This window comes from Gammaproteobacteria bacterium, from assembly GCA_029884425.1.
Classification (GTDB): Bacteria; Pseudomonadota; Gammaproteobacteria; order S012-40; family S012-40; genus JAOUHV01.
The window spans coordinates 1-22,705 of the sequence record JAOUHV010000048.1 but is presented as its reverse complement, the minus strand read 5'-3'; the positions used below and the strand labels follow the sequence as shown (position 1 = coordinate 22,705).

At 52.6% G+C, this 22,705-nt stretch carries 21 protein-coding genes; 6 read left to right on the top strand and 15 right to left on the bottom strand.

Translation table 11 applies throughout. The annotated features are described in order from the left end of the window. A partial coding sequence (locus tag OEW58_11605; GenBank protein ID MDH5301997.1) for a glutathione synthase occupies positions 1 to 352 on the bottom strand: 352 nt, incomplete at its 3' end. Continuing rightward, on the bottom strand, positions 345 to 1,640 hold the full coding sequence (gene gshA, locus OEW58_11600; GenBank protein MDH5301996.1) for a glutamate--cysteine ligase: 1,296 nt from the start codon (positions 1,638 to 1,640) through the stop codon (positions 345 to 347). The genes gshA and OEW58_11605, both read right to left, overlap by 8 nt. A gap of 186 nt (positions 1,641 to 1,826) precedes the next feature. Between gshA and OEW58_11595 the strand changes: the two genes are divergently transcribed. Together OEW58_11595 and OEW58_11590 are read left to right on the top strand one after the other, a co-directional pair. Next, the gene (locus OEW58_11595; protein ID MDH5301995.1) at positions 1,827 to 2,858 is read left to right on the top strand and encodes a hypothetical protein; all 1,032 of its coding nucleotides are present in this window, start codon (positions 1,827 to 1,829) and stop codon (positions 2,856 to 2,858) included. A 949-nt stretch (positions 2,859 to 3,807) separates the two neighbouring features. Then, positions 3,808 to 5,079, top strand: a complete 1,272-nt coding sequence (locus OEW58_11590) for a hypothetical protein (protein ID MDH5301994.1) — start codon at positions 3,808 to 3,810, stop codon at positions 5,077 to 5,079. Positions 5,080 to 5,110: 31 nt separating this feature from the next. Here OEW58_11590 and OEW58_11585 read toward each other — a convergent pair whose 3' ends face one another. From OEW58_11585 to uvrD, 3 genes are read right to left on the bottom strand one after another with little or no spacing between them, the layout of a single operon-like run. Continuing rightward, complete coding sequence (locus tag OEW58_11585; protein ID MDH5301993.1) at positions 5,111 to 5,338, bottom strand: (2Fe-2S)-binding protein; 228 nt, start codon at positions 5,336 to 5,338, stop codon at positions 5,111 to 5,113. 44 nt (positions 5,339 to 5,382) lie between these two features. Next, entirely contained in the window at positions 5,383 to 5,781 is a 399-nt protein-coding gene (locus tag OEW58_11580; protein MDH5301992.1) for a DUF1232 domain-containing protein, read from the bottom strand. A 6-nt stretch (positions 5,782 to 5,787) separates the two neighbouring features. Next, positions 5,788 to 7,959, bottom strand: coding sequence for a DNA helicase II (uvrD, locus tag OEW58_11575; GenBank protein ID MDH5301991.1), 2,172 nt, complete (start codon positions 7,957 to 7,959; stop codon positions 5,788 to 5,790). 92 nt (positions 7,960 to 8,051) lie between these two features. On the opposite strand from uvrD, the gene OEW58_11570 reads away from it, so the two are divergent. Further along, entirely contained in the window at positions 8,052 to 8,978 is a 927-nt protein-coding gene (locus tag OEW58_11570; GenBank protein MDH5301990.1) for a bile acid:sodium symporter family protein, read from the top strand. A gap of 5 nt (positions 8,979 to 8,983) precedes the next feature. On the opposite strand, the gene OEW58_11565 is transcribed toward OEW58_11570, so the two are convergent. Next, positions 8,984 to 9,820 carry a hypothetical protein gene (locus OEW58_11565; protein ID MDH5301989.1) on the bottom strand — a complete coding sequence of 279 codons (837 nt, stop codon included), beginning with the start codon at positions 9,818 to 9,820 and terminating at the stop codon, positions 8,984 to 8,986. A gap of 217 nt (positions 9,821 to 10,037) precedes the next feature. On the opposite strand from OEW58_11565, the gene OEW58_11560 reads away from it, so the two are divergent. Together OEW58_11560 and OEW58_11555 are read left to right on the top strand one after the other, a co-directional pair. After that, complete coding sequence (locus OEW58_11560) at positions 10,038 to 10,874, top strand: LPP20 family lipoprotein (protein MDH5301988.1); 837 nt, start codon at positions 10,038 to 10,040, stop codon at positions 10,872 to 10,874. Positions 10,875 to 10,888: 14 nt separating this feature from the next. Beyond that, on the top strand, positions 10,889 to 12,040 hold the full coding sequence (locus tag OEW58_11555; protein MDH5301987.1) for a flagellar assembly protein FlgT: 1,152 nt from the start codon (positions 10,889 to 10,891) through the stop codon (positions 12,038 to 12,040). Positions 12,041 to 12,099: 59 nt separating this feature from the next. Here the strand turns inward: OEW58_11555 and OEW58_11550 are convergent, their stop codons facing one another. The 3 genes from OEW58_11550 to OEW58_11540 all read right to left on the bottom strand — a co-directional run bounded on the left by OEW58_11550 (position 12,100) and on the right by OEW58_11540 (position 16,164). Beyond that, positions 12,100 to 12,408: a PilZ domain-containing protein gene (locus OEW58_11550; GenBank protein ID MDH5301986.1), complete on the bottom strand. Its 309-nt coding sequence runs from the start codon at positions 12,406 to 12,408 to the stop codon at positions 12,100 to 12,102. A 10-nt stretch (positions 12,409 to 12,418) separates the two neighbouring features. Continuing rightward, complete coding sequence (gene secA, locus OEW58_11545; protein MDH5301985.1) at positions 12,419 to 15,133, bottom strand: preprotein translocase subunit SecA; 2,715 nt, start codon at positions 15,131 to 15,133, stop codon at positions 12,419 to 12,421. Between the two features lie 155 nt (positions 15,134 to 15,288). Continuing rightward, complete coding sequence (locus OEW58_11540; protein ID MDH5301984.1) at positions 15,289 to 16,164, bottom strand: M23 family metallopeptidase; 876 nt, start codon at positions 16,162 to 16,164, stop codon at positions 15,289 to 15,291. Positions 16,165 to 16,283: 119 nt separating this feature from the next. Here OEW58_11540 and OEW58_11535 point away from each other — a divergent pair, with 119 nt between their 5' ends. After that, positions 16,284 to 16,733 (top strand): DUF721 domain-containing protein, encoded by a 450-nt coding sequence (locus OEW58_11535; protein MDH5301983.1) that lies wholly within the window; start codon positions 16,284 to 16,286, stop codon positions 16,731 to 16,733. Between the two features lie 21 nt (positions 16,734 to 16,754). Here the strand turns inward: OEW58_11535 and lpxC are convergent, their stop codons facing one another. The 6 genes from lpxC to murB all read right to left on the bottom strand — a co-directional run. Further along, positions 16,755 to 17,669, bottom strand: coding sequence for a UDP-3-O-acyl-N-acetylglucosamine deacetylase (gene lpxC / locus OEW58_11530; GenBank protein ID MDH5301982.1), 915 nt, complete (start codon positions 17,667 to 17,669; stop codon positions 16,755 to 16,757). A 104-nt stretch (positions 17,670 to 17,773) separates the two neighbouring features. After that, the gene (gene ftsZ / locus OEW58_11525; protein ID MDH5301981.1) at positions 17,774 to 18,928 is read right to left on the bottom strand and encodes a cell division protein FtsZ; all 1,155 of its coding nucleotides are present in this window, start codon (positions 18,926 to 18,928) and stop codon (positions 17,774 to 17,776) included. Between the two features lie 67 nt (positions 18,929 to 18,995). Continuing rightward, complete coding sequence (gene ftsA / locus OEW58_11520) at positions 18,996 to 20,234, bottom strand: cell division protein FtsA (GenBank protein MDH5301980.1); 1,239 nt, start codon at positions 20,232 to 20,234, stop codon at positions 18,996 to 18,998. A gap of 15 nt (positions 20,235 to 20,249) precedes the next feature. Next, a complete protein-coding gene (locus tag OEW58_11515) occupies positions 20,250 to 20,912 on the bottom strand; it encodes a cell division protein FtsQ/DivIB (protein ID MDH5301979.1) in 663 nt (220 codons plus the stop codon). Positions 20,913 to 20,970: 58 nt separating this feature from the next. Further along, the gene (locus OEW58_11510) at positions 20,971 to 21,894 is read right to left on the bottom strand and encodes a D-alanine--D-alanine ligase (GenBank protein MDH5301978.1); all 924 of its coding nucleotides are present in this window, start codon (positions 21,892 to 21,894) and stop codon (positions 20,971 to 20,973) included. Next, a partial coding sequence (gene murB / locus OEW58_11505; GenBank protein MDH5301977.1) for a UDP-N-acetylmuramate dehydrogenase occupies positions 21,887 to 22,705 on the bottom strand: 819 nt, incomplete at its 5' end. The genes murB and OEW58_11510, both read right to left, overlap by 8 nt.

Genomic DNA, 22,705 nt, shown 5'->3' with positions numbered 1-22,705 from the left:
TTGTTACCACCAAGGTACCGCGCTGTTCGGCCAGTTCCAGCAGATAGGTGGTATTGATGTATTCCATGTCGAACGGTGGATCTTTACGCATCAATACGGCGTGCTGTTCGTCCAACGGTGATTCGACCCGCTCACCCAGTTCGAACCATTTGCTCGCATCATCCCACACGGTGACAGGTCGCCACGACGCCCACACGCGACCATCGCGCACGTACAAATCATGCTGCCCCATGTAGCGCAATTGCCAGCCACGACGCTGCGCTGCCAGCATCATCGCAAACGTGCTGTCCTTGTAAATTTTGATTTTCTCAATGGGGTCCATCAGCACCCCAAGAATCACGTGTTTAGGCATTGGCTTTGGCAATCTCCCGCGCGGCCGCCAGCAGCGCCAAACGCGCCACCACGCCGTAGGCATAAAAACGATTTACGTCAGCATCCGGATTGAGGTTTTGATCTGGATTATTCAACGGTTCCACAAAACTCAGCGGCTCAAAATGCATGCCCGGCGCATTGAGATTTTCATTAATTCCCCGGCCAGTGTGCACCCGATAAAATCCACCCACCACGAAGTGATCGATCATGTATACCACCGGCTCGGCCACCGCCTGTTTATCACCCCAGGTTTCAAAGGTGTACACGCCTTCCTGCACAATCACTTTGGAAATCGCCTGCCCTTCCTTCGCGGTAGACATGCGGGTGCGCTGTTTGCGGTTGAGTTCATACACCTGCGCCGGATCAGTCACGGTCATCACGCCCATGCCATAGGTGCCGGCATCAGCTTTGACAATCACAAACGGTTCCTGGGTCACGCCGTATTCTTTGTACTTGCGGCCAATGTCCTGCAGCAGACCATCGACATTTTCCGCCACACAGCCCACGCCTTCCTGCTTCATGAAATCAATTTCGCCACAGCGGCGGAACATGGGATCAAACAACCAGGGGTCCAGATCGATCAGCTCGGCAAATTCCAGCGCCACTCGACGGTATTCGGCGAAGTGCTCCGACTTCAGCCGATGATTCCAGCCCAGGGTGGGCGGCGGAATAATGGGCTGATCAATGTCCTGCAAAATCGGCGGCATGCCGCTGGATAAATCATTGTTGAGCAACACCACGCAAGGCGCGAAATCACCCACCATCAGAATATTGCCATCACGCTGCATTGGTTCCAGCGTCAGTTGCCGGCCACTGGGCAAACTCATTTGCGTGACCTGGGTAATCTCCTCCGCCACCGAGCCTATGCGCACCTCATAGCCGGCACGCTGCACGATGTCCTGCAACTCGCCCAGCGCTTCCAGATAAAACAGATTGCGGCTGTGTTTCTCCGGCACAATGACAATGCCACAGGCCTCGGGACAATAGCGCTCCAGCGCTGATTGCACTGCCAGAATACACAGTGGATGAAACGCCGGATTGAGGTTGTTAAAGCCCGCAGGAAACAGATTGGTGTCCACCGGCGCCAGCTTAAAACCAGCGTTACGCAAATCCACCGAAGCGTAAAACGGTGCCGGCGTCTGTCGCCAGGCACGGCGGAACCAGGTCTCGATTCGCGCCTGATGATCGAGGAAATGCTGTTCTATGGCTTGCAAAGGGCCGGTCAGGGCCGTGGTCAGGTGGGGAACGGCACTACGGTTTTGGCTCATGGAGATGACTGGACTCGCGCACGGAATAGGGTCGTCTATCTTAGCGCATTTGCCCCTTGGGTAGCGAATGCAGCGAGACAAAACTGCCCTGTTCCTCAGGGAAAAGGTGGTTTTTAAAGTTTTCCCGCCAATTGTCGATGTCAGGGCAAACAGCCAAACTTTAGACCACATTTTGAGCAAACAGCCATGACCATCCAGAACAACACCAATATCGCCCTGCAAACCATGCTGTCCACACGCCCAACCAACCCCGGCATTCAAAAGGCCCTGGAAAACCACCTGGAAAAGCTCGGTGATAAATTTCTCAACAAATTACAGCCAGCCCAGGCCCGCGAAATTCTCTTCCGCCAGATCGCCCAGCGCCTGAGCGCACAAGGCGCCAGCTTGCCGGCTCCGACCAGCAACCCAGCCGCACTGGTCCAAATGGGAGTCCAGCTTCAACAACAAGGCATGGCAAGCGATCGGGTTCGAAATGAAATTCAGCAAGGTCTGGACGAGGGTCGCCAACAACTGGACAGCCCCAACCTGCCTGCTCAGACCCAGGCCAGCATTGATCAATTTGCTGACCAACTGGATCAGGAAATTGCTCAATCACCGCTGGCTGCGCTCTATCAGCAAGACAGTTATCGCCAAAGCAACAGCGCAGCGATTGAAATTCGTACCAAACAAGGTGACGTAATCACCATTCATCTCAGTGCCAACAGTAGCAGCGACCACACCCGCTTGGGGCTGGCCAATGACCGCAGCGCCGCCAGCCTGTACGAATCGGTGCAAGCCAACTCCAGCCAGTTGCGCATTACTATCGAAGGGGAATTAGACGCGGATGAGCTCAAGGGCCTCAGTCATTTGCTGGGCAAAATCAGTGGCCTGGCGGACAAGTTTTTCAACGGCCAGGAGCAGGCAGCCCTGTCCAGCCTGAGCGGATTGCAACTGGATGACAGTTTGGCCGGCTTCAACATGCATCTGCAAAGTGCAGAGCAGACACAGCAAACCATGGCCTATGTGGATCAACGTCCGTTGCCCGGTAGCACGCTGGCGATGGACAATCGCAGCCTTCTCGCCCAGGCACGCGAACTGATTGATGACAGCAACGACAACGCACGCGACACCTTCCGCCAATTGCTGCAAACCATGATTCAGTTAAAACAACAGAATCAACCGGCAGAGTCCCTGATCGCTAACGAAGCCGACGATCGTCGCCTGCAAATCTATGCCTGATCAATCCGGATGATGGATCTACAAACGCCGACAAAATTCTAGGTAGGAAATTTTGAATGAAACGCGAAGGAAGAGAGAAAATATCGATCGGGCCCAACGCACGGATGGACCCGATCAACTGATCTTTTAAGCGACTGACAAAGGCAGCGCTACGAAAAAGAGCAGGATGTACACCAGCAAGAATACGCTAACAGCACCGTTACCCATCTTAACTTCCTCTTTTCATTTTTTTATTCTGCAACATGCTCAGCTAACTTCGTTGAGCGTCCAAAGCGCCAACCTCATAAACTGCATGAAGAAATATCGGGTACCTACGGTACGACGAAAAAGGAAATGCCATCCCTCTTGATTGCGGTAAACCGACCACGGCCCATCGACAGTAACACTATCCTTTCCGCATTGCCAGCAATCACCCTTGTTTTTTTCATGGTGAAAATTTTACCCTGTTTTTTATAGTATTTTTTTGCTGCTTTCTCCCAACGCATTGAGCAACGTAACTATTTTTAAACTCGCTGGTTTAACAAGCCAAAACCACAAAAAAATTAGTTTGTTAGCGCATTGTCAGTCTTTTTTAAACGCGTTAAGGTCAATCCGCTGCCAGCCTTTTCAATCCGTTTTTTAATGCCGGCGGCGACAATCATCACCACTTTTGCCTAACTGTTGTTTGCTAGGCTCACAACCAAGGAGAGCAACATGGGTTCAGGAAATGCGGGCGTCGCAGGATTTCTTTTGGCTACCATCCTATTTTTCTTTGTCGGTCTGCCCATCGCCAACATGTAGTGCCATTCCGCCCGCAGCGCCCTGATGCTGCGGGCTGTTTATTTCCCCTGTTTTCTCCCGCATTGAAATCCCGCCAGCCGGAACGACACCTGCATCGTAAAATTTCAATCCAGCCAAACAGATACGCTGCTACACTGAAAAAAATCCGAAAAAATAAAAGGAGAAGTGAATGATCGCGCCTGCCATATTTACCCAACGATTCCTAGCATGGGTGTTCATGCTTGCTGTCGGGATAAGCCTGGTCCCCTCAACCGCCAGCGCCAATCCGGTCTTTGCACGGCAGTACAATCTGAGCTGCTCCGCATGCCACGCGGCTTATCCTCGCCTGAACAGTTTCGGCCGCAACTTCGCCGCTGCCAATCTGCGCCTGCCAAACTGGAAGGAGCAGGTAACCCTGGACACAGGTGATTCAATGCTGGCACTCCCCAAAGTGACCCCGGTTGGTTTCCGCGTACAAGGTTATGCGCAAACACGTAGCGCCGATGTCACCGACAACACCGGCAAAACCACCCACCAAGGCGACTACGACATTCAGGCGCCGTATCTGATCAAGCTGTTCTCCAGCGCACCTCTGTCTGATGAAATGAGCTACTACTTCTACGCCATGATGGCGGAAAAGGGCTCCAACGGCGAAATACTGGTGGAAGATGCCTGGATGAGTTACGACAACCTGCTTGGCTCGGGCCTGCGGCTGACGGCTGGACAGTTCCAGTTATCCGACCTGATGTTCCCGCGTGAAACGCGCCTCACCTTTCAGGACTTCATCCCCTATCGAATGGCCGGCATCACCTATGATCGTGGCGCACAGCTCTCCACTGATCTCAATGCACCGATTAATGTGACTTTTGGCGTAACCAATGGCAATGGCATCACCGCCCAGAAATCACTCAACAGCGCCGGTTTCAACCGTCCCGATCACACATTTGACAACAACCGCTCCAAAACCTTGTTCGGTCGCGCCGGAGCCTCCCTGGGCGAAGCCAATGCCGGCCTGTTTGTTGCCCAAGGCAAGCGCGACAATGCTGCAGGACCGTCGCTCATAGACAGCCAGGTGCTTGGCCTTGATATGTCGTACAACGTCGACGACAAACTGTTCCTGTTCGCCCAGTTGCTACAAGTGGATTGGAAAGATTTTCTCGGCGCGGGCAAGAGCACGCAGTGGATGGGCGGCTTTGCCGGCGTCGACTACGTGCATAGCGACCACTGGGTATTCTCTGCACTATACAACTTTGCCGACAACAAAGACTTTAAAAACACCGGCACTGTCTACGAAGGGATTGGCCTGAACAGCCTGACAGGTACTGCGTCGTATTATGTCAAACGCAATGTAAAACTGTTACTCGAAGCCAATTATGACTTGTTGGCCACCGACACCCGCGACGGTGTGGGCCACGATACCCAGGAGCATTATTTCCTGGTTGGCTTTGACGCCGGGTTCTAAACAAAAAAAGGGGGAGCAATGCCCCCCCTTTTCATTCCGCCCAAATATGATCAATCAACCGTTGCACTTGCCGCTTGCAACAAGCATTTCCATCCGCAGCATAAGTTAACCTTGTCACCTCTTCGACGGTTTTCGCGCCGTTGGCAATGACATTAATCACCACCAGCCGCTGAACCTCATTGCAGACGCACAGATTGCGTTCAAGATCTTGCTTGTAAATATCGGGAAGTTTTTCCAGTGGATTTTTGACAATGGTCATTGCGATTTGTCACCAGGTCATGCACACAATCGATGACACAGCATTCACTCTGGCAAAATAACTTGATACAGCCACCACCCCAGCAAGGCCGCCAATGCCAGCCAGAGCAACACGATTATCACGGCCGCCACACGACTCACCGGTTTACCCTGGACAATCAATGTTTCCGCCCGCGCACGACATTCGGCCATGATATCTACCGGCACCAGTTTGATTGCCAGCATGATACCCAAGGGCAGCAACAGCAGATCATCCAGATAACCGAGGACAGGAATAAAATCCGGAATCAGATCGATCGGGCTAAATGCGTATGCCACCACCATGGCGACAACCATCTTGGCATACCATGGCGTGCGCGGATCTCGCGCCGCAAAATAAAGTGCATAACACTCGCGCTTTAATCGCCGCGCCTGTTGCTTCAAACCATCCAGCCATGCTGACATAAATCACTACGCCGGCGACAAATTCGCGTAGGCCAGCACCAGCCACTTGGTGCCTTCACGGTTGAACTTCACCTGCACGCGAGCGCTGTTACCCTGTCCTTCGTAGTTGAGTAGCACGCCTTCGCCAAACACCGGATGAGAAACCACCTGACCAATATTAAAACCTTCCACCACTGGCGCAAAAGCCGCCGCAGCCGAGGCAGAATGTGGCAGCGAAATTTTTGCCTTGGGACGAATATCCTCGATCAACTCACGAGGAATCTCACGCAAAAACCGCGATGGTGAAGTGTAGTTATCGCGCCCGTAAAGTCGACGATGTTCGGCACTGGTGATGTAGAGCTGACGCTCGGCGCGAGTCATGCCAACGTAGCAGAGTCGGCGCTCTTCTTCGAGACGATCGGGATCATCCATGGAAAATTCGTGCGGAAACAATCCCTCTTCCATGCCGACCAAAAACACCAGCGGGAACTCCAATCCTTTGGCGGTGTGCAGCGTCATTAACTGCACACTGTCGGCGCCAGCATCGGCCTGCCCCTGACCGGACTCCAGCGCAGTGTAGGCAAGAAATGCCGAGAGCATGTCCATCTCTTCGTCTTCTTCGAAGCTGATGTCCTCTTGCGTAAACTGCGCTGCGGCGCTGACTAATTCCTGCAAGTTTTCAATGCGAGCACGACCTTTCTCGCCTTTTTCCTTGCGATAGTGTTCAACCAGGCCGGAACCGTCGATCACATTTTCCAGAGTTTCGTTCAGCTCCAACTCGTCCATGCCTTGCGCAAGATTGTCGATCAGCTGCAAAAACGCCAGCAGTGCATTACGCGCACGGGCAGTCAAACTGCCACCTTGGGCAATTTCCTGCGCTGCATGCCACATCGACACGGCACGCGCACGCGCCAGTTCGCGCACCGGCTGCAAGGTTGCCTCGCCAATGCCGCGTGTCGGTGTGTTCACCACACGTTCAAATGCAGCATCATCGCGACGATTGTTCATCAGCCGCAAATAGGCGAGTGCATCTTTGATTTCGGCACGTTCAAAAAAGCGCAGACCGCCGTAAATGCGATAAGGCACACCGGCGTATAACAAGGCTTCTTCCAGCACCCGCGACTGAGCGTTGGAGCGATACAGCACGGCGCACTGGTTAAAGGCAAGTCCGGCTTCCTCTTCGCGCTTAATCGTATCGACGACGAAGCGCGCCTCGTCCTGCTCGTTAAACGCTGAGTAGTAGCGAATCAGCTCGCCATCGTCACCGTCGGTCCACAACTCTTTGCCCAGACGACCGGAGTTGAACTGAATCAGCTGATTAGCAGCCTTCAAAATATTGCCGGTGGAGCGGTAGTTTTGTTCCAGACGAATCAATTGCGTGTTGGCAAAGTCGCGCTGAAAACGCTGCAGGTTTTCGATGCGCGCACCACGCCAGCCGTAGATCGACTGGTCGTCATCGCCAACGATGAACACATTGGCGGTGCGTCCAGCCAACAATTGCAGCCAGGCGTACTGAATGGCATTGGTGTCCTGAAACTCGTCGACCAGAATATGGCGGAAGCGACGCTGGTAGTGATCCAAAATATCGGGGCGCTTCAACCATAGCTGATGCGAGCGCAGCAGCAGTTCGGCAAAGTCGACCAGCCCGGCGGTTTCGCATGCCTGCTCGTAGGCTTTGTAGATGCTGATCAGGGTTTTCTCGGTCAGATCACCGTGATGCTCCAGATGATCGGCGCGCAGCCCTTCATCTTTTTTGCCATTGATGTACCACTGCGCCTGCTTGGCTGGCCATTGGGTCTCATCCAGCTCCATGCCCTTGATGACGCGCTTGATCAGCCGCTGCTGGTCTTCGGAATCCAGAATCTGAAACCCGCGCGGCAAGCCAGCTTCTTCAAAGTGGGCGCGCAGCAATCGATGCGCAATGCCGTGAAAGGTGCCCACCCACATGCCACCGGCGGGAATTTGCAGCAGCGCTTCAATGCGCGAGCGCATTTCAGCCGCCGCCTTGTTGGTGAAAGTCACCGCCAGCACGCTGTAGGGCGACACCCCTTCGGTCTGAATGACCCAGGCGATGCGATGCACCAGCACGCGAGTTTTGCCACTGCCGGCACCGGCCAGCACCAATACGTTGCCCGATTCGGCGGTGACCGCCTGGCGTTGGGCATCGTTGAGAGAATCGATTATGTAGGTTACGTCCATGGGGCGACATTCTAGCAGACTAGCGCGAGGCATGCGCCGCAACGCAATTCCCGGTACACTAGCGGGAATTTTCGCAACCAAGCCACAAGCCAATGAAAATATTGAATTTCATCGCCGACAACCTGGCGCCATTGACGCTGCTGGGTGCCATTGTGGCGTTTTTCTATCCGCCGGCGTTCCTGATTTTCAAGGACGTGTTCCTTTGGCTGTTCGCCGCCACCATGTTTTCGCTGGGCCTGGTGCTAAAACCCGAGGAGCTGAACGACACCCTGCAACGCCCCAAGGCCATTGCCCAGGGCCTGCTGACCCAATACACGGTGATGCCATTGCTCGGCTTCGTTGCCGCCTGGGCAGTGAATCTGCCGCCGGAGGTCGCCGTCGGCCTGATCATCGTCGCCTGCGCGCCCGGTGCCATGGCCAGTAATGTGGTGGTGTTTTTGGCCGGTGGAGCGGTGGCCTATTCCATCGCGCTGACCACGGTGGCGACGTTGTTGTCGCCGCTGCTGACACCAGCACTGGTACAGTGGCTGGGCGGCGCGTATTTGCCGGTGGAATTCTGGCCGTTGATGAAAACGATTTTGCTGACCGTGGTATTGCCGCTGTTTTTGGGCATGATGACGCGACGCCTGCTGGGAGAACGGGCAACGCCGCTGGTTCTAGCCTCCCCCGCCATTGCTGTCATCGCTATCGTGGTGATTTGCAGTTATGCGATTGCGACCAATGAAAGCCGTCTGCTGCAACTGGGCCCCGCGCTGTTGGGCGCAGTGATTCTGGTCAACATGGGCGGTTATCTGGCCGGCTGGCTACTGGCTCGTGCGTACGGTTTTGATCTGCGCCATCAGGTGGCACTGAGTATCGAGATCGGCATGCAGAATGCGGGTCTGGGTGTGGCGCTGGCGTTAAAGCATTTTCCGCCAGAGGCGGCGTTGCCAGGCGCTCTTTTTGCGGTGTGGTGCGTACTGACCGCTGCCGGTTTTAGCAGTTATCTGCGCAGGCGGCAGCGGCTCAATCCGAGCTAAACCGCCTATTCGATACTGCTGATCAATAACTCGGGAGTACCGAAGGCAACCACTTTGCCTTCGCCTTCCACAAAATAGTGCTCCCAGAATTTACTCAGCGACTGCACGGTATTCATGTCGACAAATTTCTGCTTCTGCGGCGGCAATCCCAAACCATAAAGATAGATCCGCGCCCCATTCCAGTTGGACACCAATCCCTGACGACGAACCTTGTTCATTTCCTTGAGCGTATCCACTTTGCGCACACCGCGATGGCCATAGAAATTGGTCACCGGACTGTTCTCCAGGCCGTCAGAAATAATCAGCACAGCTTTGTCTTTGATGTCACGGTCGAGCATGTACTTGGACAGCGTTTTTAGCGAATTGAAAATTTCTGTCTTGGGCGTTCTGCTATCAGTACCGGCAAGAACTTTCCGCAACGCCTTGCCCAATGCCTCTTTTCGGTCACCAGCTTGCCGCTGCAAGCACTCCTCCAGCAGTTTTTTGTCCGACCAGCGCAAGCTGTACAAATATTTTTCGCTGGGCCGAGGGTCCCACTGTACGGTGTATTCCACACTGGGAAAGTGATCACGCATATTGGCAGAGAATCGCGCGATCTTGATCAAATCGCCCGGCTGTCCCCAGCCGTGAACCAGCTCGGCAATTTTACTCGGCATTGATTTGGACATATCAATGGTTTGGTCAACGATGATGTACAGCGCCCGCTTGGGATGGGTATCAATGCGTTCGCCATAATTGATGTGGCCATAGCAAGTCGAGGTCGCGCCTTTTGCCCAACTGCTCAACGGCAGCAACAAACCCGCAACCAACAACAATTTGAATATTTTTTTTTGCCTCTGCATCCCCACATCCTCGCACGCTGCATGTGTTTTGCAATCATTCAGACGGTGCCACCCACTTGTCGGCATCGAATTAACCTGCAACAACTGCAATCAAAAAGCGCGCCAGAATAATTGGCTCAGTTTGTGCATTTTTCAACTCAAGGGAAATTCCACCGTTTCCACCAAAGACGGCCTCCATCGCCGTCGCGGGGGTTTGCACAACACCTTAGGAGTCGCTATGAACAAGCAATTTAACATCCGACACGTCATGGCTCTGCTGCTGGTTAGCACCTGGCTGGGCGCCTGCACGCACGTAGTCGTGGCTGAGCCACCATCCGGTGAAAATGATTTCGTTAGCAGCGAGGGGCTAAGCGGCAAAGCTAATGCCACAAAATCAAATGAGCGATTGGACAATCGCGCCATTGACCAAGCCGTCATGCAGGTAGCCAATAATGGTGATAGCGGCAATGCCACACCCACTGTCAACGAAAATGCGGCAAAACCCAGTATGCCCGCCGTTGCCGCTCCCGGAACATCCATGCCGGTTCCCGCGCAACCAAGCGCACCGCAACAACAAGCACACGAATGTACCGGACATGACACGCCCTACTTCAATAAAGGCGGCGTCAAATCCGAAGAAGTTAAAATTCGCGCCACCGGTTACGGCGCACCGCCCAAGGCATTTTATTCCGATGCGCAACGTCGCCTGATGTCGATGCGCGCGGCGCAAGTGGACGCCTATCGCAGCCTGGCCGAACGCGTTAAGGGCGTACAAATCTGGGGCGGTACCACCATCGGTGACATGGTGGTCGAGAATGATCGCTTCCGCGTATTCCTCGATACCTACCTGGTAGGCGCACGACTGATCATGCAAACACCGCAAGAAGACGGCAGCTTTGAAGCCACGGTCGAACTGGTCATTGGTCAGAAGATGGTGCAGGAAATGGTGAACAACCAAGTCATGCGCGCACCTAATGAAGACAATTGCGGCAACACCGTACATACCCGTGAAACTCCGCAGCACGTACCATCATCTCGCGTCGCTAAATCCGATTTTTATTTTGATCGGGAGTAATAAAGGATTACGCCATGAAACTGGGTCGCTACTCGTTTGTTTTCGTCCTGTTGCTCAGCCTTCATAACCCGGCTTTTGCATCGCGCTGGGTGGAGGCAACGGGAAGCGCTGTGATCAACCAAGGCGCAGTGCAACTTGCTCGCGAACAGGCTACGCAAAATGCCATTCGCCAAGCCATGATGCAATCCGAAGCTGCAGTGGACTCCACATCCACCATCAGCAGCAACGTATTGGTGATTGAAAGCGCCCGAGTCAATGCCGCCGGCACCGTCGAAGACATCAAGGTGCTCGACGAATGGAGCAAGGACAACAACTACTTCGTTCGCATTCGTGCATTCGTGCCCAAAGACAAGGTGCGCAAACCCTCACCCGCAGCACGCTATCGCAAGAAAGTAGCGGTGATGCAGTTCGAAATACTCGACCGCACCCAGACGCATGATTTACCCAACATAGAACGTGCACTACCACTGGAATTACTGCGTCGGCTTGAATCAACAGACAGCTACATCGGTATTGATGCCACACAGTATCTGGCCAGCAAAAAAACCGCTGGACTACGCATTGACGAACCCGAAGTGTATTCTCGCCTCGCCAACAAAATCGGTGCGCAAATTATTATTTCTGGAATTATTCGCGATATGGGCGTTAAAAAATCCTGGATCTGGCTCAAGGACAGACGCCATCTCGAAGTGGAAATTTTTGTTCACGACGGTTTGTCCGGTGCACGCATCGCCCGCCATCGGTTCAGTGAAAACGTGAAAGAAGGCGATTATTTCAGCGACGACAACAGTGCATTATTTTCCAACGCGCATTTCATGCAAACACCGTATGGCCGTGCGCTGAATACCGTATTGGCCCGTCAGGTAGAAATGGTACATGACGATCTGGAGCAACTGCCATTCACTGCGCGCGTTGTTCAAGTCAACGGCAGTAGCGTTCACTTTGATGCGGGCGGCACGTCACTGGTGAAAGTGGGTGATGTGCTGATGACTTATCGCATGTCCGCAGAACCTTTGCGCGCCAGCAACAAACAGTTTCTCGGCTACGAAGAAACACCACTGGCCGCGCTGGCAGTCAACCAAACCCAGCCCAATTTTGCGATAGGCACTCTGGAAGCAGAAAAAATAGATTTAAAACCCGGCGACATTATTCGATTTGGCTGGTAAAACCATTACACAAAAAACGGGCTAAATAGCCCGTTTTTTTATTTCTGCAGCCTGCGCACTTAACGCATCACGTACGTAATTCTCGCACCCAGCAAATAATTCTGACTAGCCGCATCGAATTCACTACGCACCACCTCAACCTCGGCCATCAAATCGGATGACACCCGCAGCTTTGGGGCGACATGCACTTTCATCAAGCTCCCTACAGGAATCTCCTCACGACAAGTCATCAATACGCCACTGGTACTTAAATTGATGCACGTGGATTCTTCCCAAGCCAGCTTTTGCTCACCATAAATCTTGGCGGCGCAGTTAAGTGGAATCCGCAAATGCCTTCGTCTTTCCGTGTACGATGTTCCTAACGCCATATTCGCCCTCCTAGCTCAAGCGGCCATGACACTGCTTGTATTTTTTACCTGATCCGCATGGACAAGGTTCATTTCGTCCGACTTTACGTCCATCGCGCACAAACGTCTCACCACGTGCATCATCCATCGCATCGGCATCACCATCATCGCCAACGCCTTCACCTGCAAAAGAGTCAGCCTGAGGGTGATTAAACTGCATAGCGGGCTGATGCGCACGCTGCTCGGCAACTCGTTCAATATCTTGCGGCACCTGTGCCTGCACGCGCGCCAATATACTCACCACATCATGCTTTACGCGTCCCAGCAGGGCAAAAAACAGTTCAAACGCTTCACGCTTGTATTCTTGCTTTGGATTTTTCTGCGCATAGCCGCGCAAGTGAATGCCTTGGCGCAGATAATCCATCGCCGCCAGATGCTCTTTCCAGAGCATGTCGAGCACTTGAATAAATACAACCTTTTCAAATTCACGCAATGCTTGCGCACCCGCCAATTGCTCCTTGGCGCGATAGGATTCGGCAAAGTGCTCAACAATGCGTTCACGCAGCGGCTCTTCATACAGAGAGGAATCCGCATCCAGCCACTGCTGAACAGGCAAACGCTCACCAAATTCGTGCTCCAGCGCCTCTTCCAAACCGTGAACATCCCACATTTCATCCATGCTGCCTGGTGCAATATACTTGTTAATCAGTTCATTGATCACATCTGCACGAATCCCTTCGATGGTCTGCGAAATGTCTTCCGCCTCCATGACTTCGTTACGCTCTTCGTAAATGACCTTGCGCTGTTCGTTGGCAACATCATCGTACTCAAGCAATTGTTTGCGCATATCGAAGTTTCGGCCTTCAACTTTGCGCTGCGCATTTTCAATCGCTTTAGTTACCCACGGATGTTCAATCGCTTCGCCACGCTCCATTCCCAGCTTTTGCATCAGACCTGAAATGCGATCAGATGCAAAAATGCGCATCAAATTATCCTGCATGGACAAGTAGAAACGCGTCGAACCAGGATCACCCTGACGACCACTTCGACCACGCAACTGATTGTCGATACGGCGTGATTCATGCCGCTCCGTACCGATAACGTGCAAGCCGCCAGCTTCCAGGACAACTTGATGACGCTGATGCCACGCGGCGGTAATTTCGGAAATTTTCGCTGGATCGGTAATATCCGCCAACTGTTTTTCCAGACTGCCACCCAGCACGATGTCAGTACCACGGCCAGCCATGTTGGTCGCAATTGTTACCGCCCCTGGCATACCTGCATTGGCGATAATTTCCGCTTCACGTTCGTGATGCTTGGCGTTCAACACTTCGTGCTTGATCTTGGCTTTGGTCAGCACGTTAGAAATTCGTTCAGACGATTCAATAGACGTCGTTCCAACCAGCACTGGCTGCTGGCGGGCATAACAGGCTTTGATATCTGCGACAATGGCTTCAAATTTCTCTTCTTCGGTGAGATATACCAGATCACCGTGGTCAGCGCGCACGACAGGACGATTGGGCGGAACAACCGATACTTCCAATCCGTAAATTTCCTGGAATTCGTATGCTTCCGTGTCCGCAGTACCGGTCATGCCTGACAATTTTTCATACAGGCGGAAATAATTTTGGAAGGTAATCGATGCCAGCGTTTGGTTTTCCTGCTGAATCTTCACGCCTTCTTTGGCTTCAATGGCCTGGTGCAAACCTTCTGACCAGCGACGCCCCGGCATGGTACGACCGGTGAATTCATCGACAATCACGATCTCGCCATTATTCACCACGTAATCAACATTGCGCTTGTACAGCGAATGGGCACGCATTCCCGCCGTCAGATGATGCATCAGGCTGATGTTCTGCGGGTCGTATAAACTTTCCCCTTCGCGCAACAACCCCATCTCGGTCAACATTTCCTCGACGCGGACATGGCCTGCTTCAGTCAAAAACACCTGACGCGCTTTCTCATCCACACTGAAATCACCGGGCCCCTCTTCCACTTCCTGCTTGACCAATTGTGGAATCAGTTTATTCACCGCAGCGTATGTTTCAGAACTATCCTCTGCGGGACCAGAGATAATCAGCGGGGTGCGTGCTTCGTCAATTAAAATGGAGTCAACTTCGTCGACCACTGCAAAGTACAATCCGCGCTGTACGCGATCTGCCGCACGAAACGCCATGTTGTCGCGCAGATAATCAAAGCCATATTCGTTATTGGTGCCGTAGGTGATATCCGCAGCATATGCGTTTCGCTTTGCTTCCTGCGTCTGGCCAGACAAAATGACGCCAACTGTCATGCCCAAAAAGCCGTACAGTTTACCCATCGTCTGCGCATCGCGCTGCGCGAGGTAGTCATTCACCGTTACGACGTGTACGCCCTTGCCCGTCAATGCGTTCAGGTAGGTCGCCAATGTCGACATTAACGTCTTACCTTCACCTGTGCGCATCTCGGCGATACGACCACCATTCAGCACCATCGCACCAATCAGCTGCACATCAAAGTGACGCATCATCATGCAGCGTTTGCTCGCCTCGCGCACTACCGCAAATGCCTCCGGCAACATTTCCTCTAGCGCTTCACCATTCTGGTAGCGCTGGCGGAACTCTGCGGTTTTTGCTTTCAATTCCTCGTCGCTGAGTTTTTCGAACTCAGGCTCAAGACCATTGATAATGGTGACAATTTTTCCCAGGCGCTTTAGCTCGCGTTCATTGCGGCTACCAAAAAATTTTCGCAAGACGTTCTGAAACATGAAATTCTTCTATTCTTTCTTTAGTAAAGGGACGTCGATAGGCATAAAAAGAGGGCTTATAGTATGAATAGCCCCCTGCGGCGAAGCAAGTATCTTTGCCTAGAAAATGTGCATAAAATTCAAAAATGGGGGGGAACTTCTGAAATTACGGGCCCCTACTCGAGGGATGCCCGTATGTATTGCATTGGATCGACGGTTTTACCGCTCTTGATCACTTCGAAATGAACGTGAGGCCCAGTGGAACGTCCGGTGGAACCCATCGCAGCCAGCGTCTGGCCTTTTTTCACCGTATCACCCACTTTGACGACGATATCGCTATTGTGCGCGTATCGAGTGACATAGCCGTTTCCGTGATTCACCTCAACCAAGGAACCGTAACCATAGCGTTTACCGGCCCAAGTCACGACGCCCGCAGCCACCGCGATAATTTCCGTTCCTTCCTTGCCGGCGATGTCGATACCATCGTGATGCGCAATCCGACCATTGAATGGGTCAGTGCGATATCCAAAATAGGACGACACCCAGCCCCGCTTCACAGGACGTCCCTGCGGATAAACCTCATCCTGCAGCTCCTGGTTCATCAGCATGGACTCCAAGACCCCCAGCTGCAGCGAACGATGCTCCAGCTGTTGATCCAGGTCTTCCAGCGAGGTTACAAAATCAGCAACACTCATCGTCCGCCCACGCTCACCTGCAGCATCTGACGGACCACCTTGACCGGGATCGCTCTCAAAATCAAATTCGCCCTTGCCCAACTGAGCCTTCTCAATCAGGCGCTGGCCAAGCGCATCCAAACGTATTACGTGCGCCTTCATCTGCCCCATCCGGACAGCCAACGCATTAAGATTCTCTTCGGCACTCTGCCGGGCAGCCCCCAACTCCTGGCGCTGGTCATCCAATTCCTTCTGCATGCCCGACAACAGCACGTTTGGCTCGACGTTATCCACACCTTGCTGCATCCCCCAATACGCGGCACCCGCCACGCTGGAGACAAAAACAGCCCCGATGAACGTCCAATGCAGCCACCCCAAGTGCAACTTGAAGGACCGACCTGCTCTACTGGTTACGAAAACTACACTCATAATTAATGAAAAACTCTCCAATTCCCTCTATGATCAATTATCGTCACCCGAGAGCGCAGCTTTAAAACGTGCCAGAAAAAAAACCTCTACAAATTGCGAATTTGCTCGCAAACAGCACAATTCAGCAGGCACTGCGTCGCGCCAACGTCCTAAAACGACTGGATCGCCTTGTAAAACAATCGGTTAATCCAACCCTACGCGATCACTGCCACGTCGTTGGAATTATTAAAAACTCGCTCGTAGTAAATACAGACTCACCGGCCTGGGCCACCCGTCTGCGCTACCAGCAACAGCATATCCTGTCATCATTACACAAAAATGAAGAGCTGTGCTTCCTGACAGCGATAAGCATACAAGTCACAGCACCGACGGGCAATCAATTTCCTACGAAAAGAAAGGCTTTGGCACCTAGCCCGGAGGCAGCGGCACAAATGTCTGAACTGTGCGCCACCATCCACGATACCAAACTACAAAGAACACTGCAGAGAATCGCCCTGCGGGGAAATAAAAAGCCTTAAAATTCAAGACATTACGCAGACCTAGTGCGCCACAGCCAAGGGCTGCATGTAAGAAATTGGTGCATCCCGCTCGTCTTCGAACGTCACCAACTCCCAACAGTCCTGCTCGACCAGCAGCTTACGCAACAAAGCATTGTTCAGCGCATGACCTGATTTGTAACCATGGAATTCACCGATCAGACTATGCCCCAGCAAATACAGGTCGCCAATCGCGTCCAGCACTTTATGTTTGACGAACTCATCCTCATAACGCAAACCGTCCGCATTCAACACACGATAGTCATCCACCACAATCGCGTTATCGACACTGCCGCCCAATGCCAAATTGGCATGACGCATCATCTCAAAGTCACGGGTAAAGCCAAAGGTACGAGCCCGGCTCACTTCTTTGACAAACGATGTGGTTGAAAAATCCACCGTGGTTCGCTGGTTAGTTTTGGCGAATACAGGATGATCAAAATGAATGGTAAACGATACTTTAAAGCCTTCAAATGGCTCAAATCTCGCGTATTTATCGCCTTCGCGAACTTCGACAGGCTTTTTAATACGAATATAGCGTTTTGGCGCGTCTTGCTCCGCCACACCAGCCGACTGGATCAGGAAAACGAATGGCGCAGCACTGCCGTCCATGATGGGCACTTCTGGCGCACTCAAATCCACATAGGCGTTATCGATACCCAATCCCGCCAATGCTGACAGCAAATGCTCGACAGTCGATACTCGCACCCCGTCTTTGATCAGGGTAGTTGACAACCTCGTATCACCGACGTTATCGGGCCGGGCCTCGATTTCAACAGGCACCGCCAAATCAACCCGACGAAAAACGATACCCGTGTTGATCGCTGCCGGACGCAGGGTCAAGTAGACCTTCTCGCCGGTATGCAGACCCACACCCGTTGCTCGAATGACATTTTTAAGCGTGCGTTGTCTAATCATGCCCCACCAATCCTTACCGCCACAGACGTATTCAAACGGGGAATGTTACCATACCGATGCTACGCTTCCTAGACAATCATCACAAAACGGTCAACTATCCGCCACTAATCAGCCTGACGGCGCAAGAACGCAGGAATGTCCAAATAGTCCATATCCCCGGTTGTTGCTTGTTTTTTGTGCGATTCATAGTCCATCGACGAACTATTGCGCATCACCGTTGGACGATCCAGTACACCATAATCGACTTCGCCGTCTTTCTTCTTCACCAGTTTGACGGGAGCAGGCTCGATTCGCTCCTGCACACCGCCACCAATACCGGTCGCAACCACGGTTACACGCAACTCATCCTGCATTTCAGGGTCGATAACAGTCCCAACCACGACAGTAGCGTTCTCTGAGGCAAATTCCTTAATAGTGTTACCAACTTCCTCGAACTCACCAATGGACATATCCATGCCAGCCGTCACGTTTACCAGAATGCCACGAGCCCCGCGCAAGTCGACGTCCTCCAGCAGCGGACTAGCAATGGCCATTTCCGCAGCTTCGCGGGCGCGATCCTGTCCCCGAGCACATCCCGAGCCCATCATGGCCAAGCCCATTTCCGACATGACAGTACGGACGTCAGCAAAGTCGACGTTGATCAACCCCGGACGGGTAATCAGCTCCGCAATCCCCTGCACTGCGTTCAACAAAACATCGTTCGCCGACTTAAACGCATCCAGCAAGGTAGTGTTTTTACCCAGCACCGTCAGCAGTTTCTCGTTGGGAATAGTGATCAACGAGTCCACATACTGTGACAATTCCTTGATGCCATTATCCGCATACTGCATGCGCTTGCGGCCTTCAAATGGGAAGGGGCGGGTAACCACCGCTACCGTCAAAATACCCAATTCTTTAGCTGCTTGTGCAACCACTGGCGCTCCACCGGTTCCAGTGCCACCACCCATTCCGGCAGTGATGAACACCATGTCCGCGCCCTCCAGCATTTCCATAATCCGCTGCCGATCTTCCAGCGCGGCCTGACGACCCACTTCAGGATTGGCACCAGCACCCAAGCCGCGCGTCACATTGCTACCCAACTGCAACACCGTTTTGGCTGAGGAGTTTTTCAGCGCCTGAGCATCCGTGTTAGCACAAATAAAGTCTACGCCCTCAATATAGGCGCCCAACATGTGCTCAACCGCATTGCCTCCACCACCGCCAACACCGATGACCTTGATCACTGCATTTTGTGCGTATGCATCAACGATCTCAAACATTGCCCGCCACTCCTTTTCCGCCCGATTCTTAAATATTAAATTCTATAAAAATGCTACTGCTGTCGTCTCAGAAATTATTTCTGAACCACGACTTCATCCGCGACAACACGCCATCACTATCTGCCTGCAACGCCTCATCTCCATGAGTCACCTGATAATGGTGCTTCATGGCGTACATCAACAATCCTACACCCGTGGCATGAATGGGATTTCTCACCACATCCACCAAACCATTCACTCCGTGTGGCACACCCAGACGTACTGGCATATGAAACACTTCTTCCGCCAAATCGATCACGCCTTCCATTTTGGAACTACCACCCGTCAGCACAATGCCCGCAGCGATCAAATCTTCCAGACCACTGCGTCGCAGCTCTGCCTGAACAAGATTGAACAACTCCTCATAACGAGGCTCAATCACTTCCGCCAAGGTTTGTCTCGCCAATCGACGCGGCGGCCTATCACCTACACTTGGAACCTCAATACTTTCTTCCGGACTGGCCATTTGTGTCAGTGCACAGCCGTACTTTTTCTTTATTTCTTCCGCGCTGTGTGTCGGCGTACGCAGTGCAACCGCAATATCGCTGGTCACCTGATCACCCGCTATTGGAATCACCGCCGTATGCCGAATCGCACCATCGGTGAACACCGCAATGTCTGACGTGCCTCCACCGATATCCACCAAACACACGCCTAATTCTTTTTCGTCGTCCGTCAGCACCGCATAGCTGGAAGCCAATTGCTCCAACACAATATCATCCACTTCAAGTCCGCAGCGACGCACACACTTGATGATATTTTGCGCAGCACTAACCGCGCCGGTCACAATGTGCACTTTCGCTTCCAGTCTTACACCGGACATTCCCACGGGTTCGCGAATGCTGTCCTGGTTGTCTATGATGAACTCTTGTGGAATCACGTGCAGAATTTTTTGATCCGCCGGAATAGCCACTGCTCTCGCCGCATCAATCACCCGATCCACATCTGCCTGCCCCACTTCCTTGTCGCGAATCGCCACAATGCCGTGCGAGTTCAAACTACGGATATGGCTGCCGGCAATCCCGGCGTAAACCGAATGAATCTGACATCCGGCCATCAATTCTGCTTCTTCAATCGCGCGCTGAATGGACTGAACGGTGGACTCAATATTAACCACTACACCCTTTTTCAAACCACGCGATGGATGTGAGCCCAGCCCGACGATATCGATCTCACCATCAGCGTTGACCTCACAAACAATGGCCACTACCTTTGATGTCCCGATATCCAGACCGACAATCATTCGACTTTCTTGTTTCTTGGGCATACTCACACCGATTTCTTATTTCTTACCTGCTTCGCCTTCAGCTTTCCAGCGAAGCGCAAAGCCATTGGGGTAGCGCAAATCCACCGACTCAATTTTATTCTGGTCATTTTGCAAATACCCCTGATACACCTTCACAAAACGACCAATGCGCTCAACAACATCTCTTCGACCTAACTGCAGAATTAATCCGTTCTCCAGCGTTGCCTGCCACGAAAGGCGCTCATCGACGCGCAAAGAAGCAAGTGCCAGACCGAAACGCTTCAAAACGTCATTTAATTTGTCATACTGTTGCGCCACTCGCGCCTGTTCACCCTGCGGCCCATAAAAATGCAGCGCAGCGTTCTCCAATTCACCATTCACGAACAGCTTGGCATCACGATTGATCAAGCCCTGATCGTTCCAGGTCGCAAATGGCTGCTCTTCCTGAACACGAACACGCAAAATATTCGGCCAAATTCGATCCACCCAAACTACGGCTACCCAGGGAATGGTACTAACCTGCGCATGCACCGCATCAACATCCACGGTAAAAAAATTGCCGTGAATGTTTGGCAATGTCGCCTGCGCAACACGCTGATCGGCAACATGCTCAAACACGCCTTGCAACTGCACTTCAGTAACAGGAAAAACATCTGGTCGACGCAACTGCATACTTGCCAGGACAGCAACAATCAGCAACCCGCTAGCTGCTAAAATTAATGTTGCTGGTTTCCGCCCTGACAATCGCGTCATCTCGTCACTTATCCATTGCCTGTTGCAAAATTCGCATGACTAACTGTTCAAATTTCAGGCCGGCTGCTTTAGCAGCCATCGGTACCAAGCTGTGATCTGTCATACCCGGCAATGTATTCATTTCGATCAACCAGAATTTACCCTGTTGATCGCGCATGACATCCACTCGCCCCCAGCCTTCACAGCCCAGCGCATCAAACGCCTGCCTTGCAAGTTCTTTCAATTCCGCTTCGTCTTGCGCAGCCAATCCACATGGACAATGGTATTTGGTGGTATTGGCCTTGTATTTCGCATCAAAATCGTAAAACGCGTTGGGCGTTTCCAGACGGATTGGCGGCAATACATCCTTGTCCAATATCGCCACGGTATATTCCGAGCCCGTAATCCAGCGTTCGGCCAGTACGCGGCTATCAAATTTTCGTGCATTATCCCATGCAGTTTTCAGCTCGGCGGCATTATGAACTTTGCTCATGCCAATACTCGAACCTTCCCGCGCCGGCTTAATTATCATCGGGAAGCCAATGTTCGCGGTTACATCTGCCAAGTCAGCATCATTTCTCAAATAGCGGAATTCAGGCGTAGGCAATTGCGCGGCTAACCAAACTTCTTTGGTCCGCAGCTTGTCCATGCAAATCGCAGAAGCCAACACGCCGCTGCCGGTATAAGGCAAATCCAACAATTCAAGTGCGCCCTGCATGACGCCATCTTCGCCCTTACGCCCATGCAGCATGTTAAAAACGCGATCAAACTTTCCGTCAATCAACTGCTGCAATACGTTGTCTTTGGCGTCGATTGCGTGCGCATCAACGCCCTGACTCTTGAGCGCCTGCAACACAGCACCACCACTGCGCAGCGAGATTTCACGCTCTGCCGATGACCCGCCCATCAACACTGCCACTTTTCCAAAACTGTTATTGCTCTTAGCCATCCACTCTCTCCGCATCCAGAGCATCGCCAATAATCTTCACTTCCGGCACCAATTTCACACCGTACTGTTTTTCAACCTGTGACTGCACCCAAAAAAGCAGCGTTTCAATTTCCTCGGCGGTTGCTCCCCCCATGTTTACGATGAAGTTTGCGTGTTTTTCTGAGACGCATGCCCCACCGCGTCCAATCCCCTTCAGGCCCGCCGCTTCAATCAAGCGTGCCGCGTAATCTCCCGGAGGATTGCGAAACACCGAACCACAACTGGGCAGCTTGGTCGGCTGGGTTGCGCCTCGTTTTGCCAACAAGGCTTTTATCCGCTGCTTTGCCGCCTCTCCGTCACCCGGAGTCAACTGCAAAGTCGCGGCAACGAACCATTCGTCATCTCTGCCGCTCACATGACGATAACCAACCTCAAATTCCTCTGGCGTGCGGGTCACAATTTTTCCCTGGCGGTTCATCATTTCCACCTGCCGGACAATCGCCCAAGTTTCACCACCGAACGCCCCCGCATTCATCGCCAGCGCGCCCCCCATCGTACCGGGGATACCCGCTAAAAACTCTGCACCGATCAAATCATTGTGCGTACCAAACCTGGCGACTTTTGCGCAGGGCACGCCCGCTTCCACGCGCAGCATATTGTCTCCGACAATATTCATCTGCGCCAATAGCCCAGTGGTATAAATCACCGTGCCGCGAATACCGCCATCACGCACCAACAAATTACTGCCCAAACCAACCCAATAGAGCGGTTCACCTTTAGGCAATGATCGCAAAAACGCCGCCAAATCTTGCAAATCTGCCGGTTTGAAAAA

Bases quoted from the DNA above. Each gene is read 5' to 3' on its own strand.
- uvrD (MDH5301991.1), bottom strand. From the start codon at position 7,959: ATGGACGTAACCTACATAATCGATTCTCTCAACGATGCCCAACGCCAG.
- OEW58_11555 (MDH5301987.1), top strand. From the start codon at position 10,889: ATGAAACTGGGTCGCTACTCGTTTGTTTTCGTCCTGTTGCTCAGCCTT.
- lpxC (MDH5301982.1), bottom strand. From the start codon at position 17,669: ATGATTAGACAACGCACGCTTAAAAATGTCATTCGAGCAACGGGTGTG.
- OEW58_11570 (MDH5301990.1), top strand. From the start codon at position 8,052: ATGAAAATATTGAATTTCATCGCCGACAACCTGGCGCCATTGACGCTG.
- OEW58_11595 (MDH5301995.1), top strand. From the start codon at position 1,827: ATGACCATCCAGAACAACACCAATATCGCCCTGCAAACCATGCTGTCC.
- OEW58_11565 (MDH5301989.1), bottom strand. From the start codon at position 9,820: ATGCAGAGGCAAAAAAAAATATTCAAATTGTTGTTGGTTGCGGGTTTG.
- OEW58_11550 (MDH5301986.1), bottom strand. From the start codon at position 12,408: ATGGCGTTAGGAACATCGTACACGGAAAGACGAAGGCATTTGCGGATT.
- gshA (MDH5301996.1), bottom strand. From the start codon at position 1,640: ATGAGCCAAAACCGTAGTGCCGTTCCCCACCTGACCACGGCCCTGACC.
- secA (MDH5301985.1), bottom strand. From the start codon at position 15,133: ATGTTTCAGAACGTCTTGCGAAAATTTTTTGGTAGCCGCAATGAACGC.
- OEW58_11560 (MDH5301988.1), top strand. From the start codon at position 10,038: ATGAACAAGCAATTTAACATCCGACACGTCATGGCTCTGCTGCTGGTT.
- OEW58_11585 (MDH5301993.1), bottom strand. From the start codon at position 5,338: ATGACCATTGTCAAAAATCCACTGGAAAAACTTCCCGATATTTACAAG.
- OEW58_11510 (MDH5301978.1), bottom strand. From the start codon at position 21,894: ATGGCTAAGAGCAATAACAGTTTTGGAAAAGTGGCAGTGTTGATGGGC.
- ftsA (MDH5301980.1), bottom strand. From the start codon at position 20,234: ATGCCCAAGAAACAAGAAAGTCGAATGATTGTCGGTCTGGATATCGGG.
- OEW58_11580 (MDH5301992.1), bottom strand. From the start codon at position 5,781: ATGTCAGCATGGCTGGATGGTTTGAAGCAACAGGCGCGGCGATTAAAG.
- OEW58_11590 (MDH5301994.1), top strand. From the start codon at position 3,808: ATGATCGCGCCTGCCATATTTACCCAACGATTCCTAGCATGGGTGTTC.
- ftsZ (MDH5301981.1), bottom strand. From the start codon at position 18,928: ATGTTTGAGATCGTTGATGCATACGCACAAAATGCAGTGATCAAGGTC.